The sequence below is a fragment of the Sphingobacterium sp. E70 genome (genome assembly GCF_019285695.1).
GTDB classification, from domain to species: Bacteria; Bacteroidota; Bacteroidia; order Sphingobacteriales; family Sphingobacteriaceae; genus Sphingobacterium; species Sphingobacterium detergens.
This window is the reverse complement of record NZ_CP079104.1, coordinates 4059702-4074941: the sequence shown is the minus strand read 5'-3', so window position 1 is coordinate 4074941 and position 15240 is coordinate 4059702. Positions and strand designations below refer to the sequence as shown.

Here is a 15240-nt window from a genome sequence, read left to right as displayed (position 1 = left end):
TTACCGCCACAAGAAGTGGCACAACAGTTTTACAGATCGGCTTCAGTGCCGATAATTTCCCAGCTTATTTTGCTTACTTTTTCTTCCATTGTCAGTCGACTGGCTATCCGTTCAATCAGACTATCCTGTTGGCCAACAGCTTTGATAACAGCAGTAATTGCGGCCGCATTCGCCTCCACAGTATCATCGCTGGATAGTGATGTCAATAATACCTTCTCCTCATTGCCCAACATTTGGATCAACAGCACACGAATATGATTTTCGATAGCGATGCCGCATCGGATAGATACCAGATAGTCGGTTTGTGCCACTGCTGATTTACTAAATTTGATGAAACCCATCCGCTGGCCGATGGGACGGAAGATCAAATGTGTCAGAATAATGGCTGCAGCTACCAACGCTGCCTGTGGATACAAACCCAAACCCGATAATGCACCTACTGCAGCTGAGCACCAGATCGTAGCCGCAGTATTGAGACCATGCACATTCAATCCATCCTTCATAATCACTCCCGCACCGAGGAAACCAATCCCACTGACGACATAGGAAGCGATACGTCCTGTAGCATCACCACCTATTTCAATAGAAAGAAGTACAAAAGCAGCTGAACCTAGCGACACCAGTGTATTCGTACGAAGTCCAGCATTCTTCTGGCGCCACTGTCTTTCGGAACCAACTGCGGCACCCAAAAGTAATGCGGCCAATAATCGTAGTGCAAATTCAAAAATAACCATAGCTCATCCTCCTTTGCGTGCAAAGGTCAGCAATCGTTACCAGGATGACCGTTAGAGATCATATAGAAAATCATTAGAATTTTATTAGAAAAATAATAAGATTAAACATCTGAAAAACAATAATTTAAAAAGAAATAAAAAAATATTTCAAGCCTTATGTCCAATTTCTTTAACTTCAATCATTATTGTAGTGTAAAACAGTTACACTTAAAACAATAATAAAATGAAACAACGAATCAATTTTTTTCGCAAAAGGCCAAAATGCTATGAAAGCTATGTTTGGATTGGGTGCTTATTTAGGTAAATGTGCAATCGAACAAGAGCTTTTGCATCTGATTTATTTTAGAGTATCACAGATCAACGGTTGTGCTTATTGCCTAGACATGCATTCAAAAGATTTGCTTGCTACTGGCGAAAATCCACAGCGCCTATTTTTATTGGACGCTTGGCGCGAGGCACCACTTTACAGTGCACGCGAACGTGCGGCCTTGGAATGGGCCGAAGCGGTAACAAAAATAACCAATGGTGATGTACCTGATGAGGTTTATGCCATTGCAAACCAAGAGTTTTCTGAAGAGGAACTGATCGATCTGACTTTGGCGGTAACAACAATCAATGCATACAACCGTTTTAATATTTCTTTCCGCACTGAAGCTGGCGGGTACAAAGTCGGTCAACATAAGGTGCAGACGGCATAATAACAAAAAACCAGGTAAATAAAATTATTTAACATATTAAACTATAAGCATGAAAGATTTCATCTTATTATTTAGGCAAGCAGGCAATGAGCAGCCTCTTTTGAATGACGAAGAAATTGCCAGAATAAACAAAAAATGGCAGGATTGGATCGGCGACATTGAAGCACAGGAAAACTATCCGACCATGGTTCACGACTTGAAAAAGCCGGAAAGGTATTAAAACCCGGTGGAGTCATTACAGATGGCCCATTTGTAGAGATCAGAGAAAGTCTTGGTGGCTTTATTGTCATCGCAGCAGAAAACCTTGAGGAAGCGACAACATTGGCACATGGTTGTCCGATTTTAGAATCTAATGGTAGTGTTGAGATCAGGGCACTTTTAGTTTAAAAAAATTAAAGGGCGGTTGTGTAGTATACAACTGCCCTATTATGTATGATGGAATCTAATTTTCTAAAACAGCTTTTTCAACAGGAATTCACCAAGATTGTCGCTGTAATTTCAAAAGGTTTTGGTTTACAATATATTGAAATTGCGGAAGATATCGTCAGTGAAACATTTTTGCTGGCTACGGAATCGTGGCAGACAAAGGGCTTGCCTCCAAATCCAACGGCATGGCTTTACACGGTAGCCAAAAAGAAAACCTTAAGCTACTTTAGACGGAATAAGATTTTCGAAGACAAAGTAATCCCGGAAATACATCAAAAACAAATCGCAGTGGATCATAGCGATGAATTTAGCTTCACGCAGGAAAACATCAAAGATAGTCAGTTGAAGATGCTGTTTGCCATCTGTACACCTGCGATTGCTAGTGAGGCTCAGATCGGACTGGCACTACGGATTCTCTGTGGTTTTGGTATTGAAGAAATCGCCGAAGCCTTCCTCTCAAATAAAGAAACAATTAATAAGCGTTTATTCCGGGCAAAAGAAAAGCTCCGTACAGAAAAGATCCAGCTGGAGTTGCCATCCGAAAAGGAAATCGTCCAAAGGCTGGACAATGTGCTACATATTATCTACCTCTTATTCAATGAGGGTTATTATTCCAAAACGCAAAACCAGATTTTACGCAAAGATCTGTGTATAGAAGCCTTGCGTCTTGCGTTAATGCTATCCGCCTACGAGAAAACGAATGTTCCAAAAACACATGCACTCATTGCCTTAATCTGTTTTCATTCTTCACGTTTCGACGCCCGGCACAGTACCGATGGTGAATTTATCCTGTATGAGCAACAGAACGAGAAATTATGGAACCAAGAATTAATCAATCAAGGGATATATTTTTGAATCAATCGGCCGACGGTGATCAGCTGACGTCTTATCATATCGAAGCAAAAATTGCACAATGCCATTGTACAAAAGCAGATACAGCAGAAAAATGGGGCGAAATCCTTCAGCTTTACGACCGATTGCTACTGGTCAATTATTCACCGGGCGCAGTACTCAACAGAACATTTGCTTTATATAAGGCAAAAGGAGCAAAAATGGCATTAGTTGAAGCAAAAAAACTGAATCTATCAGACAATCACTTTTATTTTGCACTCTTAGGAGAACTCTATAAGGATATAGATAGACAGAAAGCAATCGCGAACTTTCAGCGTGCGCAAGCATTGGCAAAAAACGCCCAAGAGCAGGAGACTATCCAACGCAAGATCGATATGCTGTAAAGTTCGCGAGCCGTTATACAGTGTTAATGCATGTACTCTTCCAATTACGGGCTTTTAGTGTATCCCCGATTCTTTTTTTTGAGTGCTGCCAATAACTCATAAATAATTCGTAGAGTTCGGCAGGTTCGATGCCTATCACAGAAGCAGAATACATGATATTTAATTCTTGTGTAGCTTCATAATAAGCCATTTTCCATAACATCGATGGAAGCCGGTCTTTATAATTGGAAGCATTGCTCAAAGTGACAATCACCAAAGTATCACCACCTACTTTTTGCAAATTAATGGCTGTGACATCTTCCCAATTTCCTATCCCAAATGCCTTTGCCAATGGGGTTGTTTTTCCGAAAAATGGTTTTTATTCAATACAATCTGAGCAGACTTGTCCCGAAGGCTTAATAAACTGCTCAACAACAGAATCAGCATCACCAATAATGCAGCACCCGAAAATACGGCAGGTTTAACTTTTAATTCACCATCAAAGAGTCCAATACAGTACAAAAAGGTCAACAAAAGAATGACACAAATCCCGCCTGACATAGCGAGAAGCTTAACGGTTTTGCTGCTATTTCTATATAAGTTAGTTTCCTGATTCATCTTAGTTACCCCAGTTCACATTAAGGTTATGTTTTTCGGCATACGATTTTCCTAAAACATATACTTCATCAAATACTTTGTCGATCTCAGGCATAGCATCTTTTGAATCTTTTCAAGCAATGCCTGCTTTTCCTCAGCAGATCCCTTGGTATCACAAAGTTTGGCATAGGCCGTATACTCATTTTTATAAACCGGAAGTACCTTCTCAAATAAGGTGATAGACTTTTCTTTTAAGGCTTTTGCATCATCATCTGAAACATGAAGTTCATTGATGTCTTTCAATGCTTTCTCTACAGTTTGAATTTTAAATTCCACTGTTTTTTGAGCCTCATTCCCTTCTTTCTTACTGGAGGGGGTATTTGGAAATTCGACAGTTTCCTGTTCAAGACGTTTACCAAAACGCTCGGGAGCAAAGTCAGCGACAAGGTTTGTATTTAGAACAACTTTTCCGAAAAAATTTTCCGGACTTGGGGATTGGCAAGCCGTGAAGAATAAACTTGCCGACATGAAAATAATAAATAGTAAGTGCTTCATATAAATTTTATTTTGTTCCAAAGTACCTAATATTACTTAAACCCACAACCCCGTTGGTGACCCGCTCCTTCATCCGGAATAGTCAGCAAATCGTTATATTGAATGAAACACCTCACGATCTTTTATATTTTACTTGCCCAACACGCTAATTTTTAATATTTTAGTAAATACAAAAACAACAGATTAAAAACCGCTAATTATGGGCTTTGATATTAGTTACCACCCTATTTCTGAAGAACAGATTAATACCTGGTATTTTGAAGTGATTGCAAATCCAGAAAAATAGAGGCGCTAGCATCCGATCACCAAATTGACGACTTCTATAAAACCAAATATCAGGACACAATAAACGCAGGTCGGGAAACAGATCAAAATGATTATTTTGACAAAACGCATGGTTTCTTTATCGCTGTTGTTCAAGGATTTTTTGAAACCTACTTTTACGTCCGCGGCGGTGCATTGTCCTTTTCAGAGAACAAACAGTTAGATTCCTACTATAAAAATGGGAAGAATTTATCCCAATTGGATCCCTCACAAAAAAGGTACAAAACAGGCTTGTTGAAAATTATTGCTCGGGTGTATTTATTTCTGCGGATCAGGTCGTACGTTTATTGGACGATTATCACCATAATCTGGAGATTAAATCGGAATTGGATCAACTATTTTCAGATGGGCGCATCAACATTTTCCTAAAGGCTTTGAATTTTGCCAAAGAGCGCGGATTGGGTCTCTTGGAGGCCACAGAAGTTGTAGAACCTCAGCCCCTTGATTTGAATGAATCTAAAAGCTATTCCAACCTCTTTAACTGTGATAAAGAAGGTCCACTGCTCTATCAAACCACAGCATTCGAACAGATCAAAAACATCGAACAACGCAACGGTCTCCTGAAAATGAGATCCTACATAATGTCAAAGTCGAAAAAGTTCATGTAGAACCCGCAAGTACAACGACTGATACAGAGAAAACCAATGAGGTTATCCAAAAGAAAGGCTTCTGGAAGCGATTATTTGGTTAACATAAACACAGCAGAGACAATGGTCACACCCCTTTCATACTTTCACCTGATAATGAAATTGTCAGTTCGAGAATAGTAGATGCAGCAATAGACCTCGTCTTTGAGGCATGTGCTAATCCCTCTCATTTAGAAAATTGGTGGGGCCAGCTGGTTTTACCAATACATTCGAAGAATTTGACTTTAGACCCGGAGGACGATGGAAGTTTATCATGCATGGTCCAGATAAAGGTAATTACCAAAATGAATGCATTTTTTCCGAAATAATTTACCCCAAATTAATTACCTGGGATAGACTGTCCAAACCGCTTTTCCGAATGGAGCTATCGCTGACTGATATTGCTCCCGGTAAAACAAAATTCGGTTTTCGAATGATATTCAATACTACTGAAGAATGCAACAAAATCAAAAGCTTTGTCATCGATAAAAATGAAGAAAACTTTGATCGCCTTGAACATGAATTAGAAACAATGATTTGATTACATTCGCCTAATAATTTTATTTGCTATCATGTACATTATATTTTTCCTTGTTGTTGCTTTATTTGCCGGATTGATCTATCTACTGCGCTCTGCAATTAAAAGACAGAATAAAAAGATATCCTTTGTTGAATATGCTGTTATTATTGGCTACATCCTGTCCTTAGCGATCTCTGGAGTTGGTCTATTAACCCATTCCAGTCAATATCATGAGGCTGTTGATCCTGTTGACGGTGCTTGTTACTTACCTTTTGGCGGAAAACATGCCTTATCATTGTTTATCTATTTTGTTGCTTTCAATGTCGCTGTGATGGCTATTTGGATAAAAGGCCGGAAAATACCACCTATTCCTCTTGTCCTCGCCCTCATTATTTTGATGATCGGATCAATAATCAGTATCTTTGTATTGACTCAGGTAAGTTATCACGATACATCTACCCTAAGTATCTATGTTGGTAATGAAGGAACATTTTACTTTATTTTCACGCCTCTTTTCTGTTTCTGTTTTGGCATAGGCTTTATCTGGAAGATCATCCGCCAGGAGAGAGACATCCTTGCACAGAACTTATCGCAATCCCATACTGAACAAGATCAATATATTGCTCTCATCCAAATTAGATTATCCGCTATGGGCGCTTATCCTGCTCGTTCCTGTCTTTCTCCTGGTGACCGCAATTCTTATTCTATTTGGTCAAGATAGCGATTCAATGGCCAAGGTATTCACGGAGACCACGACCTGGGCTTTCTCTCAAAAAATGCACCCTCCTATTTTAGATCACCGTGGACATTACCTTTGTACAGTGGCTGCCAAAGGGGATCCAACAGTTGTGAAGCCACTACGCTTAGGTAAGCGACATGGAAATACGATCATTGTTAACCGTCAACTATTGGTAGCTAATGCTTTTGAAGAAATTTTAAGTGATCTATCTCCAGTCCTTCATCGTTATGTACGTTCTTTTTACGACAGATACGGATATAATATCTCCACCAGAATCAACTCGGTCAGGGCATCAAATCTGACCTACATGATGATGAAACCACTGGAGTATATATTTCTTTTCTTTTTATATACGTTATATATAGAACCAGAGAAGAAAATCGCCAAACAATACGCTTAATCATTTTCGATTATTACACAATAATATCCTTCAAACAGACAATGCTGGGCTGTATTGGAAGGGTATGACATTTTTTAATATGGATCAGACAAATTATTTTATTGTCCTCACCGGGGACCCGGTGTAGGCAAAACCACACCACACTACTTAACGAACTACAAAAACAGGGGTATAGAACTGTACCGGAAGATGCACGTAGAATCATTAAAGAACAATTGGATAGTAATGGTGATGGTTTACCCTGGAAAAACAGACAATACTATGCGACATTGATGTTGGCTGCGTCCACGAACAGTTTCCTTCATGAATTACAAGAAAGCGCTACAGATCCAGGCTATGTCTTTTTTGACCGTGGTATTCCTGATACACTGGCCTATATCGAAATGGAAAATCTAATTATCGAAGAATCCCTGCTTGCCGAAGCCAAAGCACACCGCTATTATAAAAAGATATTTATCCTCCCCTTGGCAGGAAATTTATGAAACCGATAATGAGCGAAAACAAACATGGGAAGAGGCCGAAGCCACATTCAATCAGATGAAAAGTGTATATGAGCGGCTTGGATATGAGGTCGTAGAAATACCTAAAACAACGGTCGAACAACGTTATCAATTTATACTTGAAGTGCTCAGATCAGCAGATCATTGATCTTTCATTAACTTTTAGTCATTTCTATAAATCGGTGTTAAAAATTGATATTGCAGTCCCAGGCGAAATACATTCAAGCGTGCCGGCCCTGGGTTAGCTCCAATTAACCCATCGAGATAATCCTTTAAACCCCACGAATAACCTGCAAAAATCGTATAACGATCATAATTGACATTAAACTGTAGTCGCGGGCGGATATCCACATCAATTGCTTTTCCTCTATCATGTGTAAAGCTTGTTTTATTGCCATTCTTGTCTTCTATACTTCCATTTTCCTTGATGCTCAACACCTTGGCAACATCAACACCAAATTGCATATCCATTGTCATCGGTTCAAAATAAACGCGATAACCAACAAAGGGATTAAAATTCAGGAATTGTTGATTGAGTTTGGTCAGCCCACGATTACCATTGGCAAATTCGCTCCCTTCCAGGTCAACTTTAGTTTGTAGACGTTCAAAAGCTCCCTCTACGCCTAAAAGAAAATTATTCGCAAAAACATAGCGATAGTTGACTGCGCCACCCAAATTGATCCCTACTTTTTACCATAAGGACTATTGGTATAATAGTCCTGCTGACTCGAACCATTGAGATTGCTCTGCGCGGTGCTTCCAGATCCCGTAAAATTGGAAACACCCGAAGTGATACCAACACGAAGTTCATGGGACTGTGAAAAAGCTGCAAATGGAACTGTACTAGCTATACATGCAATAAATAAAAATCTCTTCATCATAAAAAAGTAAAAACAAACTAAAATTAAGAAAATTTATGCGATTGAACTTACATTAGCATTTAATTTTTCGAAGAGATATTTTTCATTCCATCGCGTAACAGATAACTATGGGTATAAGCGGGTAAATAAAAAGCCATTTTTTAGATCTTTTCCATATTTATTGAACTACATCAATGGAATTGAATCAATTCGACTTTAATTTTGTTTTACAAGAAGCAAAAGAGAAAATCGTATGAAATATATTCTAGAGAATCCCGTAAGCGGTCATATCGGCCAACAAAATATAAAACAACCATCTTATATGGCGAAATGGTGAACTTATTACGGACGAACCTGAGAAACTTGGTGGAAAAGATCTCGGTCCTGATCCGTATACCCTATTGATCTCTTCCCTCGTTTCCTGTACATTGGCAACCTTACGTATGTATATTGACAAAAAGGAACTTAACATCGATGAGATTCAGGTATCAGCAAATATGTATCTACGAATTGAAAAAGAACAAGTGGTTACTTATTTTGACCGTGAAATTTCATTCGGACAGGCTGTTGAAGAAAACACTGTATTGCGTCTTCAGCAAATTGCCGACGAATGTCCGATTTCTAAGATACTAAAGGGCAACGCCATCGTCAATACAACTATGAAAACCAACCCTTAGATGAAAAATTTGGTCATTATCGTATTTGGAAAAAACGAAGAAATTCTCCAAACGTTAAAGCGGATTATAGAAAGCAATCAGGGATGGCAGGCCATCATTCAACAGGATCTTTCAACCTGTAAGAATTACCTCTCAGAATATCCTTGTGATATCCTGTTGTTGAGCTCTGGTCTATCGACTCAGGAAGAGGCTGAAATCACAGATTATATAGCGCATTTAAACCATTCTATAGGTTTAATAAAACATTATGGCGGTGGAAGCGGGCTTTTGAAAAATGAAATTTATAGCTTATTTCCTGATTTGATTCCCGATAAATAAGCGAGAGACTTTCAAGATATATCCTAAAATTTCTCAAAGACAAATAATCTCCATCATCAGGCATATTTGCCAATTTTCTGAAAGCTATAAATTTCGATTACAAGGCTTTTATTAAACTAGTTCAATGAAAATTAATCCTTGGTAGATTAATTTTGAATACATCAATACGAAGATCATGAATAGACAAAATTTTATAAAAAGGGGCTCTTAGGTTCCGGCATATTCGCTGCAAGCGCTGCTTCAGCACGTATTATGAAGAATGACATTGACGAAATAGAACCTTTGGAAGCACTAGATGCCAATGCTGTCCATTACGATTCAGATCAATTGGAAAGTCATAGTGTACTTCATAAAGCAACGAGCCGAGGTCATGCAAATCATGGTTGGTTGCAGAGTAATCATACCTTTAGCTTTGCTAATTACCATAATCCCGAACGCATGCATTTTGGTGTACTCCGTGTGTTGAATGATGATATCGTTGCCGCAGGCAGAGGGTTCGGATTACATCCGCACGATAATATGGAAATTATCAGTATTCCTTTAGAAGGGGACCTGGAGCATGAAGATAGTATGGGGAATCAAGCCATTATTCGAAAAGGAGATATCCAAGTCATGAGTGCAGGAACGGGCATCATGCATAGTGAATACAATAAAAATAACGATCAGGCTGTCAAATTTTTACAGATCTGGGTCTATCCGAATCAACGCAATGTAGCACCTCGGTACGACCAGATTACATTGGATAGATCGCAAAGACACAACAAGTTGCAACAGATACTTTCACCAGATCCGTCCGACGAAGGGGTATGGATACATCAGGATGCCTGGTTTCATATGGGACATTTCGACAATGGTATCAGCACAAATTATAGTATTAAACAAGCTGGAAATGGTGTTTATATATTCGTCATCAGCGGAAGTATCAATGTTGAAGGACAAGAATTGGAAACAAGAGATGGCTTTGGAATCTGGGATGTTTCAGAAATTAAACTTACCGCGACCTCAGCAGATACCGAAATCCTTTTGATGGATCTCAACATGATATTAAACTAACGAAACATCGTCTTAAAGCTACTATTCCCATTGATAATCAAGACATCGAATAGCTTCATAGCTTCCATTGTCGAACAAGTTCAGGATAATGACCAGCAAAATTACAGTTTCACTGTTCGCATGATTTTACAAAAACGAGGGTATCCAAAACAGCTATTGGATACCCTCGTTTTTGTTTGATTCTATTTCTATCCCCTATCGTCTCTTTTCAAAGATTCAATGTTCAGGGGTTGCCTTTACTTTCTAAAAGCTTATCGAATTGAGTTTTTATCAACTAAAATACCATCTATAGCTTTTAAATTGAAATTAACGTTACGTTTGGCTTTCAGCTTAATCTTAAACAGAATTTCAGAACCATTCAGTGTTTCCCTATTGCCCAAATTCACAAAAGTAGGATACAATGCTTTACTACCGTTTGTATGCAGACGGTCATTGGTGTAATTACTCATCTCTTTCAGCTGTAATGGATCTATTCCCACAAACTCAAAATCTCCTTGATTATAAGGCAACGCAAAGCTAAGTGCGTTGACCGCTTTAAGGTTTTCACCACTGACTGCTATTTCAACGATATCACCAGACTTCAAGGTAGTCTTGGAGGCTGTCAATTTCAGCTTACCAGCAACTTTCTCCTCTTTGGTTGGTTTCGCTCCACCTTCGATCATCACAGCAACATTTGAGATATCATAGGCATCAATCAGATTATTTTTATTGACGTCACCATTACTCACATAACCTTCAAAATCTCCATCACCCATTCTTAATCCAGTATAATTGATATAAGAAGTCAAATCATTTTGGTCGATCAGACGGTCATTATTGATATCTCCCGGTAGATAGCTAGTGGATCCTGGCACCTTAAAGACATAGAGTTCCCGGCCTGAACCAAAACCTCCGACAGCTTCTGTAACCGAAATCTTAATGAAACGAGCGACAGGATGTTGGCTAAAATTAAATTGCTTCATTTCACCATCACGCTTCCAATCAAAGCTTCCAGCCTCAGACCAGGTGTCTTTGTCATTGCTATAAAACACTTTACCTTTTAAAATGATTCCGTTGCCACCATCCGTGCGAGGAAGATACGCAAACTTATCCAATTGATTGACCGATTTCAGATCTAGTGTCATGTCAAACGGAACAGCAGTTTGCCCCATTTGGTATGCCACATGTCCCCTTCATCATAGTTAAACAACTTATTGATGCCATTGCCACCTTGATTGTCCACCGAGGTCTCTGCTTTAATACCTTCGATCGCAAATTCTAACGGATTAGCTTTTGTTTTTGCGGTGAATGTACTCCAATCGGAAGCACCGGCTTTATTGACGGCCCTAATTTTAAAGGCATAATCCGTCTCAGCGTCTAAACCTTCAAAGAGCAATTGATTGTCTTTAATGGTCGAGTAGATCAGATCATTGAAAGCGATCTCATAATAGTCCGCATTGGCAACCTTCTCCCAAGTTGGTGTTATCGTATAAGCTTGTGTATTACTTTCCGTTACTTTGGCTGTCGGAGCGGTCAGTACAGCTGTCTGTGATAAGTACTTATCAGCTGGCGTAAATTGGAAACCATCCACCTGTATTTCAATTGCAGTCGATGACACATCCTGTTTACCAATACGCACCAATACCATCGGATTTTTAATCAAGGCAACTTTCTCAAATTCTGATCCCTTTGTCGCAAATTGATTCAGATTAGGCTGTGCATCATAGAAATAGGCATTTTCTAATCCATTAAACTCGGCTAGTGAATGAGCCTCTTGAAGTTTTACACCTTTTTGTTCACTTTGGCTGTTACCTTCTTTGGTGTCGCAGTCACATTAAAACGAACTTCAGTCGATTTCGCCTTCTCAAAGCCCTCGAATTCACCTTGTGATGGCGCTATTGTGAACAACACTTTATTATCTTTCTGTAGAGAATAAATCTTTGTGTTCACTCCTTTTCCGTAACGATAGGCCTCAGTTTTCCCATCATCATCATATTCCATAAATTCGGAATTCCCAGATGGATAAACCTCGTAAATACGTTGATCCTTCTTGATTTCATATACATTGTTGTTAGGATTAGTGACCGGTATGATGGCACCATTTTTAACAAACACAGGAGCTTCCAGATTGGCACGTCAAAATTATTGATAATACGCCCGCCTTTATATTTCTCACCTGTAAAATAATCGATCCACTCTCCATCTGGCAAGTAAATACCATTACGAATATCATTGCCCTTCTCATCTACACGTGTTTCCTGATAGATCGGTGCAACCAAAAATTCGGTCCATACAGATATTGGTACTGCGTTGCTTTACCAAGCGTATACTGATTTGCTTGCTCCAAAAACATCGCACGGATGATTGGCAAACCATCGACAGCCTGTTTAGCAATACTGTAGCTATAAGGAACCAATTGTGATTTCAACTTGAGGTAGAGGCGGTTAATGGAAGTCGCGGGTTCACCCAGCGCATGAGGATACTTTTCGTTGGATCCCCAACCGTCCATATTCAGTTCCATTGGTGTCCATGTTTTCCACTGAAAGTCTCTAATGTTGACTTTGAAATTTTTACCTCCAAAAATACCATCCATATCGGAAGTGATATTTGGCTGTCCGGACAGTCCAGAACCGATATAGGTTGGAATATGAAATCGAATATATTCCCATACACCACCTGTTTGATCCCCAGACCAAATACCGGCATAACGTTGCGTCCCAGCCCAACCGTCTAATGAGATAATAAATGGCCGTGCATCGTTACCATAATAAGGCATCGTATGACCCACGTCAGCAACGCGCCATTCAAACCAAAGGAATAGCCTGGGCCTACCCAAGCAACATCTGTCTTCAATACCCGCACACCGGCATCGCGTACTTCCTTAACGATATCTCTTTGCAATAATGCACTGATACTATCTTTGGGGTGTAAATCAGACTGTGTCCACAAACCGATTTCCACTCCATTTTTACGTGCATAATTACCAAATTCTTTTAGATTATTAATATTACCATCCAATGTTTCGGTTTGACCATATCCAGCACCATAACCATCATTGGGTAGAATCCACCCCAAAGGCATATCATGCGCTTTATAACGATCGATTACCGCACGGGCTGAAAATTGGTAATTACCTTTTTCACCATTTAATGATTCTTTCGTACCACCATTGTCTTTTTGGCTTTCTTTATAACGTTTACCATCTTCAAATAGAATCCCTTTTTCATCCTCTTTCCAAAAATCCCGATTATATGCATTTAGGTGACCTTCATATAGGCCAAATTTTGGAAGAAGAATAGGATTACCCGTTAACTGGTAGAAATCATTCAATAGCGGTACAGTACCGTCATTGATCATAAAAAGACATCGAGGTAATCTGTATCATGAGTGAGTTTAACTGTTCCTTTTGGTTTTGTACCAAATGCATAATTCCCCTTTTTAAAGGTATGCCACATAAACCCATAACCATTGGTTGACCAAAAATAGGGTGTGGGTGATGCGACTCCGCCATCCGTCCAGCTATTTTGGTTTTCTATTGCGATCGCTTTACCTTTATGGGAAAACCGTCCATTCTGAACGCCCCCGCCGAAGAAGTACTCATCCTTGTTTTCCTTTAGTTCTAAGCTCACTTGCTTAGATTCGAAAGCGATAGGTTTTAAACTCTCTACGACGACTTTGTTCGTATTACGATTTAGGATACTAAACTGTGATGTCTGCTTATCTATGGAGAATATGATGTCTTTGGTCGTTATTATCGCCTTACTACCATCGTCCTTTACTTCCAAGTTATCCACTGCTTTTCGTGGCTCTTCGACAAGGATCTTCGCGTCAGGTTTTGCTTCCGGATCGCGAATAATCCCACCGTGTATATCTTGGAACATCCTGAAAATATGATTTCCATAGAAATCCAATGTCAGTCTTTGGTTGTTGTCATATACAATCTCTACTGTTGTTGGGTTAATTTTCTGCACAGCAATAATTTTGCTAACAGTAGAGCGCTGTTCTATCTGATAATAAGCGACTGTGCTAGCCATGGCACTGACTCTATTCGTTTGAAAAATAAACGGAGAAGCCAATCCAACTAACAAACTAACTTGCGCTTTTGTACTCCAAAAAGATATCTTCATGTATATAATTTATAATATTGAATAGCACAATTGCTTTTCCATCTTTGGGATAGGCATCAATATGCTGTTAAATTAACATAACAATAATACAATAGTAAATCCAAGTAAAAAGAGCTTCAGGAATGCAAACGATTGTCCAATAATAATGTTGCAGGAGTAAAGTGATTTTAGCGGGACTTCTACTGCAAGCCCAATGTATCGTTTTCTGGAGAGTACATAAACGCAGTCATAACACAACACCTTAGATCAGGCCCATATAAATCTGTACCGGATAGTACGGTTGCGGAGCCCTATCCCTCTGTGACATTGGGGAGCAGAGGCATCATTCTTCTGGAATTTTTGTCTTGGCGGGGCCAGTAATCGCTGGGAAACATATTAACAAGGTAGTAGCGCATTACCTCAGAGCAATACCATACAGATCTGTACGGATAGTACCGTTGTAGAGCCTTATCCCTTAGTAGTTTTTGGGAGTGTATTCCAGTGTGGCTTTTGGGCCAGAGCCATACAGCTTTTTACCAGATAATAGGGTTGCGGAACATATGTGCCTCTTTTCCGAGCGTCACCCAGTGGGCTTTATCCCGGCCCCATTGTCCTTTGGAACCTTCTGAAAAGTATGTAAACGAAAGAAGCCCTTGACTGTTTCCAGCAAGGGCTTCCGTGTAAAAGGCACCGACCTACTCTCCCACCTGTTACGGCAATACCATCGGCTCTGGCGGGCTTGACTGCTCTGTTCGGAATGGGAAGAGGTAGACACCGCCGATATAGGCACCTAAAGTTTTTTTTTAGAGGTGAGATAGGAGATATGACTACGGGATCCTTTTCAGGCCCCACATAGCTCTGCTCCATGCACACGTCTAATTGACATATATATTGAAAGAGTTTCGTTTCCTTTG

The 15240-nt window shown here is 39.6% G+C and carries 22 protein-coding genes, 1 rRNA gene and 3 pseudogenes; 12 read left to right on the top strand and 14 right to left on the bottom strand.

Going from position 1 to position 15240, the window contains the following annotated elements:
- Positions 1-29: 29 nt before the first annotated feature.
- Positions 30-734 (bottom strand): MgtC/SapB family protein, encoded by a 705-nt coding sequence (locus tag KUH03_RS28625; protein ID WP_120259138.1) that lies wholly within the window; start codon positions 732-734, stop codon positions 30-32.
- Positions 735-1000: 266 nt separating this feature from the next.
- On the opposite strand from KUH03_RS28625, the gene KUH03_RS28620 reads away from it, so the two are divergent.
- The 5 genes from KUH03_RS28620 to KUH03_RS28600 are packed head-to-tail and all read left to right on the top strand — an operon-like array spanning position 1001 to position 3093.
- Positions 1001-1432 carry a carboxymuconolactone decarboxylase family protein gene (locus tag KUH03_RS28620; protein WP_257087819.1) on the top strand — a complete coding sequence of 144 codons (432 nt, stop codon included), beginning with the start codon at positions 1001-1003 and terminating at the stop codon, positions 1430-1432.
- A 49-nt stretch (positions 1433-1481) separates the two neighbouring features.
- Entirely contained in the window at positions 1482-1652 is a 171-nt protein-coding gene (locus KUH03_RS28615; protein WP_257087818.1) for a hypothetical protein, read from the top strand.
- A 14-nt stretch (positions 1653-1666) separates the two neighbouring features.
- Positions 1667-1819 carry a YciI family protein gene (locus KUH03_RS28610; RefSeq protein WP_257097410.1) on the top strand — a complete coding sequence of 51 codons (153 nt, stop codon included), beginning with the start codon at positions 1667-1669 and terminating at the stop codon, positions 1817-1819.
- A 45-nt stretch (positions 1820-1864) separates the two neighbouring features.
- Complete coding sequence (locus tag KUH03_RS28605; protein ID WP_257087817.1) at positions 1865-2713, top strand: RNA polymerase sigma factor; 849 nt, start codon at positions 1865-1867, stop codon at positions 2711-2713.
- Positions 2710-3093: a hypothetical protein gene (locus KUH03_RS28600; RefSeq protein WP_257087816.1), complete on the top strand. Its 384-nt coding sequence runs from the start codon at positions 2710-2712 to the stop codon at positions 3091-3093. The genes KUH03_RS28605 and KUH03_RS28600 overlap by 4 nt, the downstream gene beginning before the upstream one ends.
- Positions 3094-3106: 13 nt before the next feature.
- On the opposite strand, the gene KUH03_RS28595 is transcribed toward KUH03_RS28600, so the two are convergent.
- From KUH03_RS28595 to KUH03_RS28585, 3 genes are read right to left on the bottom strand one after another with little or no spacing between them, the layout of a single operon-like run.
- Entirely contained in the window at positions 3107-3424 is a 318-nt protein-coding gene (locus KUH03_RS28595) for a hypothetical protein (RefSeq protein WP_257087815.1), read from the bottom strand.
- Positions 3403-3690 carry a hypothetical protein gene (locus KUH03_RS28590; RefSeq protein WP_257087814.1) on the bottom strand — a complete coding sequence of 96 codons (288 nt, stop codon included), beginning with the start codon at positions 3688-3690 and terminating at the stop codon, positions 3403-3405. The genes KUH03_RS28595 and KUH03_RS28590 overlap by 22 nt, the downstream gene beginning before the upstream one ends.
- A 51-nt stretch (positions 3691-3741) precedes the next feature.
- A complete protein-coding gene (locus KUH03_RS28585) occupies positions 3742-4224 on the bottom strand; it encodes a hypothetical protein (RefSeq protein WP_257087813.1) in 483 nt (160 codons plus the stop codon).
- 611 nt (positions 4225-4835) lie between these two features.
- Here KUH03_RS28585 and KUH03_RS28580 point away from each other — a divergent pair.
- From KUH03_RS28580 to KUH03_RS28560, 4 genes and pseudogenes are all read left to right on the top strand, one after another.
- The gene (locus KUH03_RS28580; protein ID WP_257087812.1) at positions 4836-5156 is read left to right on the top strand and encodes a hypothetical protein; all 321 of its coding nucleotides are present in this window, start codon (positions 4836-4838) and stop codon (positions 5154-5156) included.
- Positions 5157-5376: 220 nt separating this feature from the next.
- The gene (locus KUH03_RS28575) at positions 5377-5715 is read left to right on the top strand and encodes an SRPBCC domain-containing protein (RefSeq protein WP_257087811.1); all 339 of its coding nucleotides are present in this window, start codon (positions 5377-5379) and stop codon (positions 5713-5715) included.
- A gap of 31 nt (positions 5716-5746) precedes the next feature.
- Positions 5747-6833, top strand: a pseudogene (locus KUH03_RS49290) (DUF6688 family protein).
- A gap of 101 nt (positions 6834-6934) precedes the next feature.
- A pseudogene (locus tag KUH03_RS28560) lies at positions 6935-7481 on the top strand (AAA family ATPase).
- A 14-nt stretch (positions 7482-7495) separates the two neighbouring features.
- Here KUH03_RS28560 and KUH03_RS28550 read toward each other — a convergent pair.
- Together KUH03_RS28550 and KUH03_RS28545 are read right to left on the bottom strand one after the other, a co-directional pair.
- Positions 7496-8008 (bottom strand): hypothetical protein, encoded by a 513-nt coding sequence (locus KUH03_RS28550; protein ID WP_257087806.1) that lies wholly within the window; start codon positions 8006-8008, stop codon positions 7496-7498.
- A gap of 8 nt (positions 8009-8016) precedes the next feature.
- Entirely contained in the window at positions 8017-8214 is a 198-nt protein-coding gene (locus KUH03_RS28545; protein ID WP_257087805.1) for a hypothetical protein, read from the bottom strand.
- A gap of 299 nt (positions 8215-8513) precedes the next feature.
- Between KUH03_RS28545 and KUH03_RS28540 the strand changes: the two genes are divergently transcribed.
- The 3 genes from KUH03_RS28540 to KUH03_RS28530 all read left to right on the top strand — a co-directional run bounded on the left by KUH03_RS28540 (position 8514) and on the right by KUH03_RS28530 (position 10241).
- Complete coding sequence (locus KUH03_RS28540) at positions 8514-8870, top strand: OsmC family protein (protein ID WP_306429820.1); 357 nt, start codon at positions 8514-8516, stop codon at positions 8868-8870.
- Positions 8871-9188, top strand: coding sequence for a hypothetical protein (locus tag KUH03_RS28535; protein ID WP_257087804.1), 318 nt, complete (start codon positions 8871-8873; stop codon positions 9186-9188).
- A gap of 252 nt (positions 9189-9440) precedes the next feature.
- On the top strand, positions 9441-10241 hold the full coding sequence (locus tag KUH03_RS28530) for a pirin family protein (protein ID WP_257087803.1): 801 nt from the start codon (positions 9441-9443) through the stop codon (positions 10239-10241).
- Between the two features lie 251 nt (positions 10242-10492).
- Here the strand turns inward: KUH03_RS28530 and KUH03_RS28525 are convergent, their stop codons facing one another.
- From KUH03_RS28525 to rrf, 8 genes and pseudogenes are all read right to left on the bottom strand, one after another.
- Positions 10493-11392, bottom strand: coding sequence for a discoidin domain-containing protein (locus tag KUH03_RS28525; RefSeq protein ID WP_257087802.1), 900 nt, complete (start codon positions 11390-11392; stop codon positions 10493-10495).
- Positions 11362-11883 (bottom strand): fibronectin type III domain-containing protein, encoded by a 522-nt coding sequence (locus KUH03_RS28520; RefSeq protein WP_257087801.1) that lies wholly within the window; start codon positions 11881-11883, stop codon positions 11362-11364. The genes KUH03_RS28525 and KUH03_RS28520 overlap by 31 nt, the downstream gene beginning before the upstream one ends.
- 119 nt (positions 11884-12002) lie before the next feature.
- Positions 12003-12335: a DUF5110 domain-containing protein gene (locus KUH03_RS28515; RefSeq protein ID WP_257087800.1), complete on the bottom strand. Its 333-nt coding sequence runs from the start codon at positions 12333-12335 to the stop codon at positions 12003-12005.
- Between the two features lie 71 nt (positions 12336-12406).
- A pseudogene (locus KUH03_RS49285) lies at positions 12407-12499 on the bottom strand (hypothetical protein); the annotation flags it as partial.
- Complete coding sequence (locus KUH03_RS28510; RefSeq protein ID WP_257087799.1) at positions 12466-12996, bottom strand: TIM-barrel domain-containing protein; 531 nt, start codon at positions 12994-12996, stop codon at positions 12466-12468. The gene KUH03_RS28510 and the pseudogene KUH03_RS49285, both read right to left, overlap by 34 nt.
- Positions 12951-13577 (bottom strand): hypothetical protein, encoded by a 627-nt coding sequence (locus KUH03_RS28505; RefSeq protein WP_257087798.1) that lies wholly within the window; start codon positions 13575-13577, stop codon positions 12951-12953. Before KUH03_RS28505 ends, KUH03_RS28510 begins: the two co-directional genes overlap by 46 nt.
- Positions 13574-14254, bottom strand: a complete 681-nt coding sequence (locus KUH03_RS28500; protein ID WP_257087797.1) for an alpha-glucosidase domain-containing protein — start codon at positions 14252-14254, stop codon at positions 13574-13576. The genes KUH03_RS28505 and KUH03_RS28500 overlap by 4 nt, the downstream gene beginning before the upstream one ends.
- 754 nt (positions 14255-15008) lie before the next feature.
- Positions 15009-15120, bottom strand: a 5S ribosomal RNA gene (rrf, locus tag KUH03_RS28495).
- Positions 15121-15240: the final 120 nt, after the last annotated feature.

Excerpts from the sequence above, each read along its gene's own strand:
- KUH03_RS28620 (WP_257087819.1), top strand. The coding sequence starts at position 1,001 with ATGAAAGCTATGTTTGGATTGGGTGCTTATTTAGGTAAATGTGCAATC.
- KUH03_RS28590 (WP_257087814.1), bottom strand. The coding sequence starts at position 3,690 with ATGAATCAGGAAACTAACTTATATAGAAATAGCAGCAAAACCGTTAAG.
- KUH03_RS28545 (WP_257087805.1), bottom strand. The coding sequence starts at position 8,214 with ATGATGAAGAGATTTTTATTTATTGCATGTATAGCTAGTACAGTTCCA.
- KUH03_RS28625 (WP_120259138.1), bottom strand. The coding sequence starts at position 734 with ATGGTTATTTTTGAATTTGCACTACGATTATTGGCCGCATTACTTTTG.
- KUH03_RS28500 (WP_257087797.1), bottom strand. The coding sequence starts at position 14,254 with ATGGCTAGCACAGTCGCTTATTATCAGATAGAACAGCGCTCTACTGTT.
- KUH03_RS28505 (WP_257087798.1), bottom strand. The coding sequence starts at position 13,577 with ATGATCAATGACGGTACTGTACCGCTATTGAATGATTTCTACCAGTTA.
- KUH03_RS28585 (WP_257087813.1), bottom strand. The coding sequence starts at position 4,224 with ATGAAGCACTTACTATTTATTATTTTCATGTCGGCAAGTTTATTCTTC.
- KUH03_RS28530 (WP_257087803.1), top strand. The coding sequence starts at position 9,441 with ATGAAGAATGACATTGACGAAATAGAACCTTTGGAAGCACTAGATGCC.
- KUH03_RS28605 (WP_257087817.1), top strand. The coding sequence starts at position 1,865 with ATGATGGAATCTAATTTTCTAAAACAGCTTTTTCAACAGGAATTCACC.
- KUH03_RS28615 (WP_257087818.1), top strand. The coding sequence starts at position 1,482 with ATGAAAGATTTCATCTTATTATTTAGGCAAGCAGGCAATGAGCAGCCT.
- KUH03_RS28535 (WP_257087804.1), top strand. The coding sequence starts at position 8,871 with ATGAAAAATTTGGTCATTATCGTATTTGGAAAAAACGAAGAAATTCTC.
- KUH03_RS28525 (WP_257087802.1), bottom strand. The coding sequence starts at position 11,392 with ATGGGGCAAACTGCTGTTCCGTTTGACATGACACTAGATCTGAAATCG.
- KUH03_RS28510 (WP_257087799.1), bottom strand. The coding sequence starts at position 12,996 with ATGCCTTATTATGGTAACGATGCACGGCCATTTATTATCTCATTAGAC.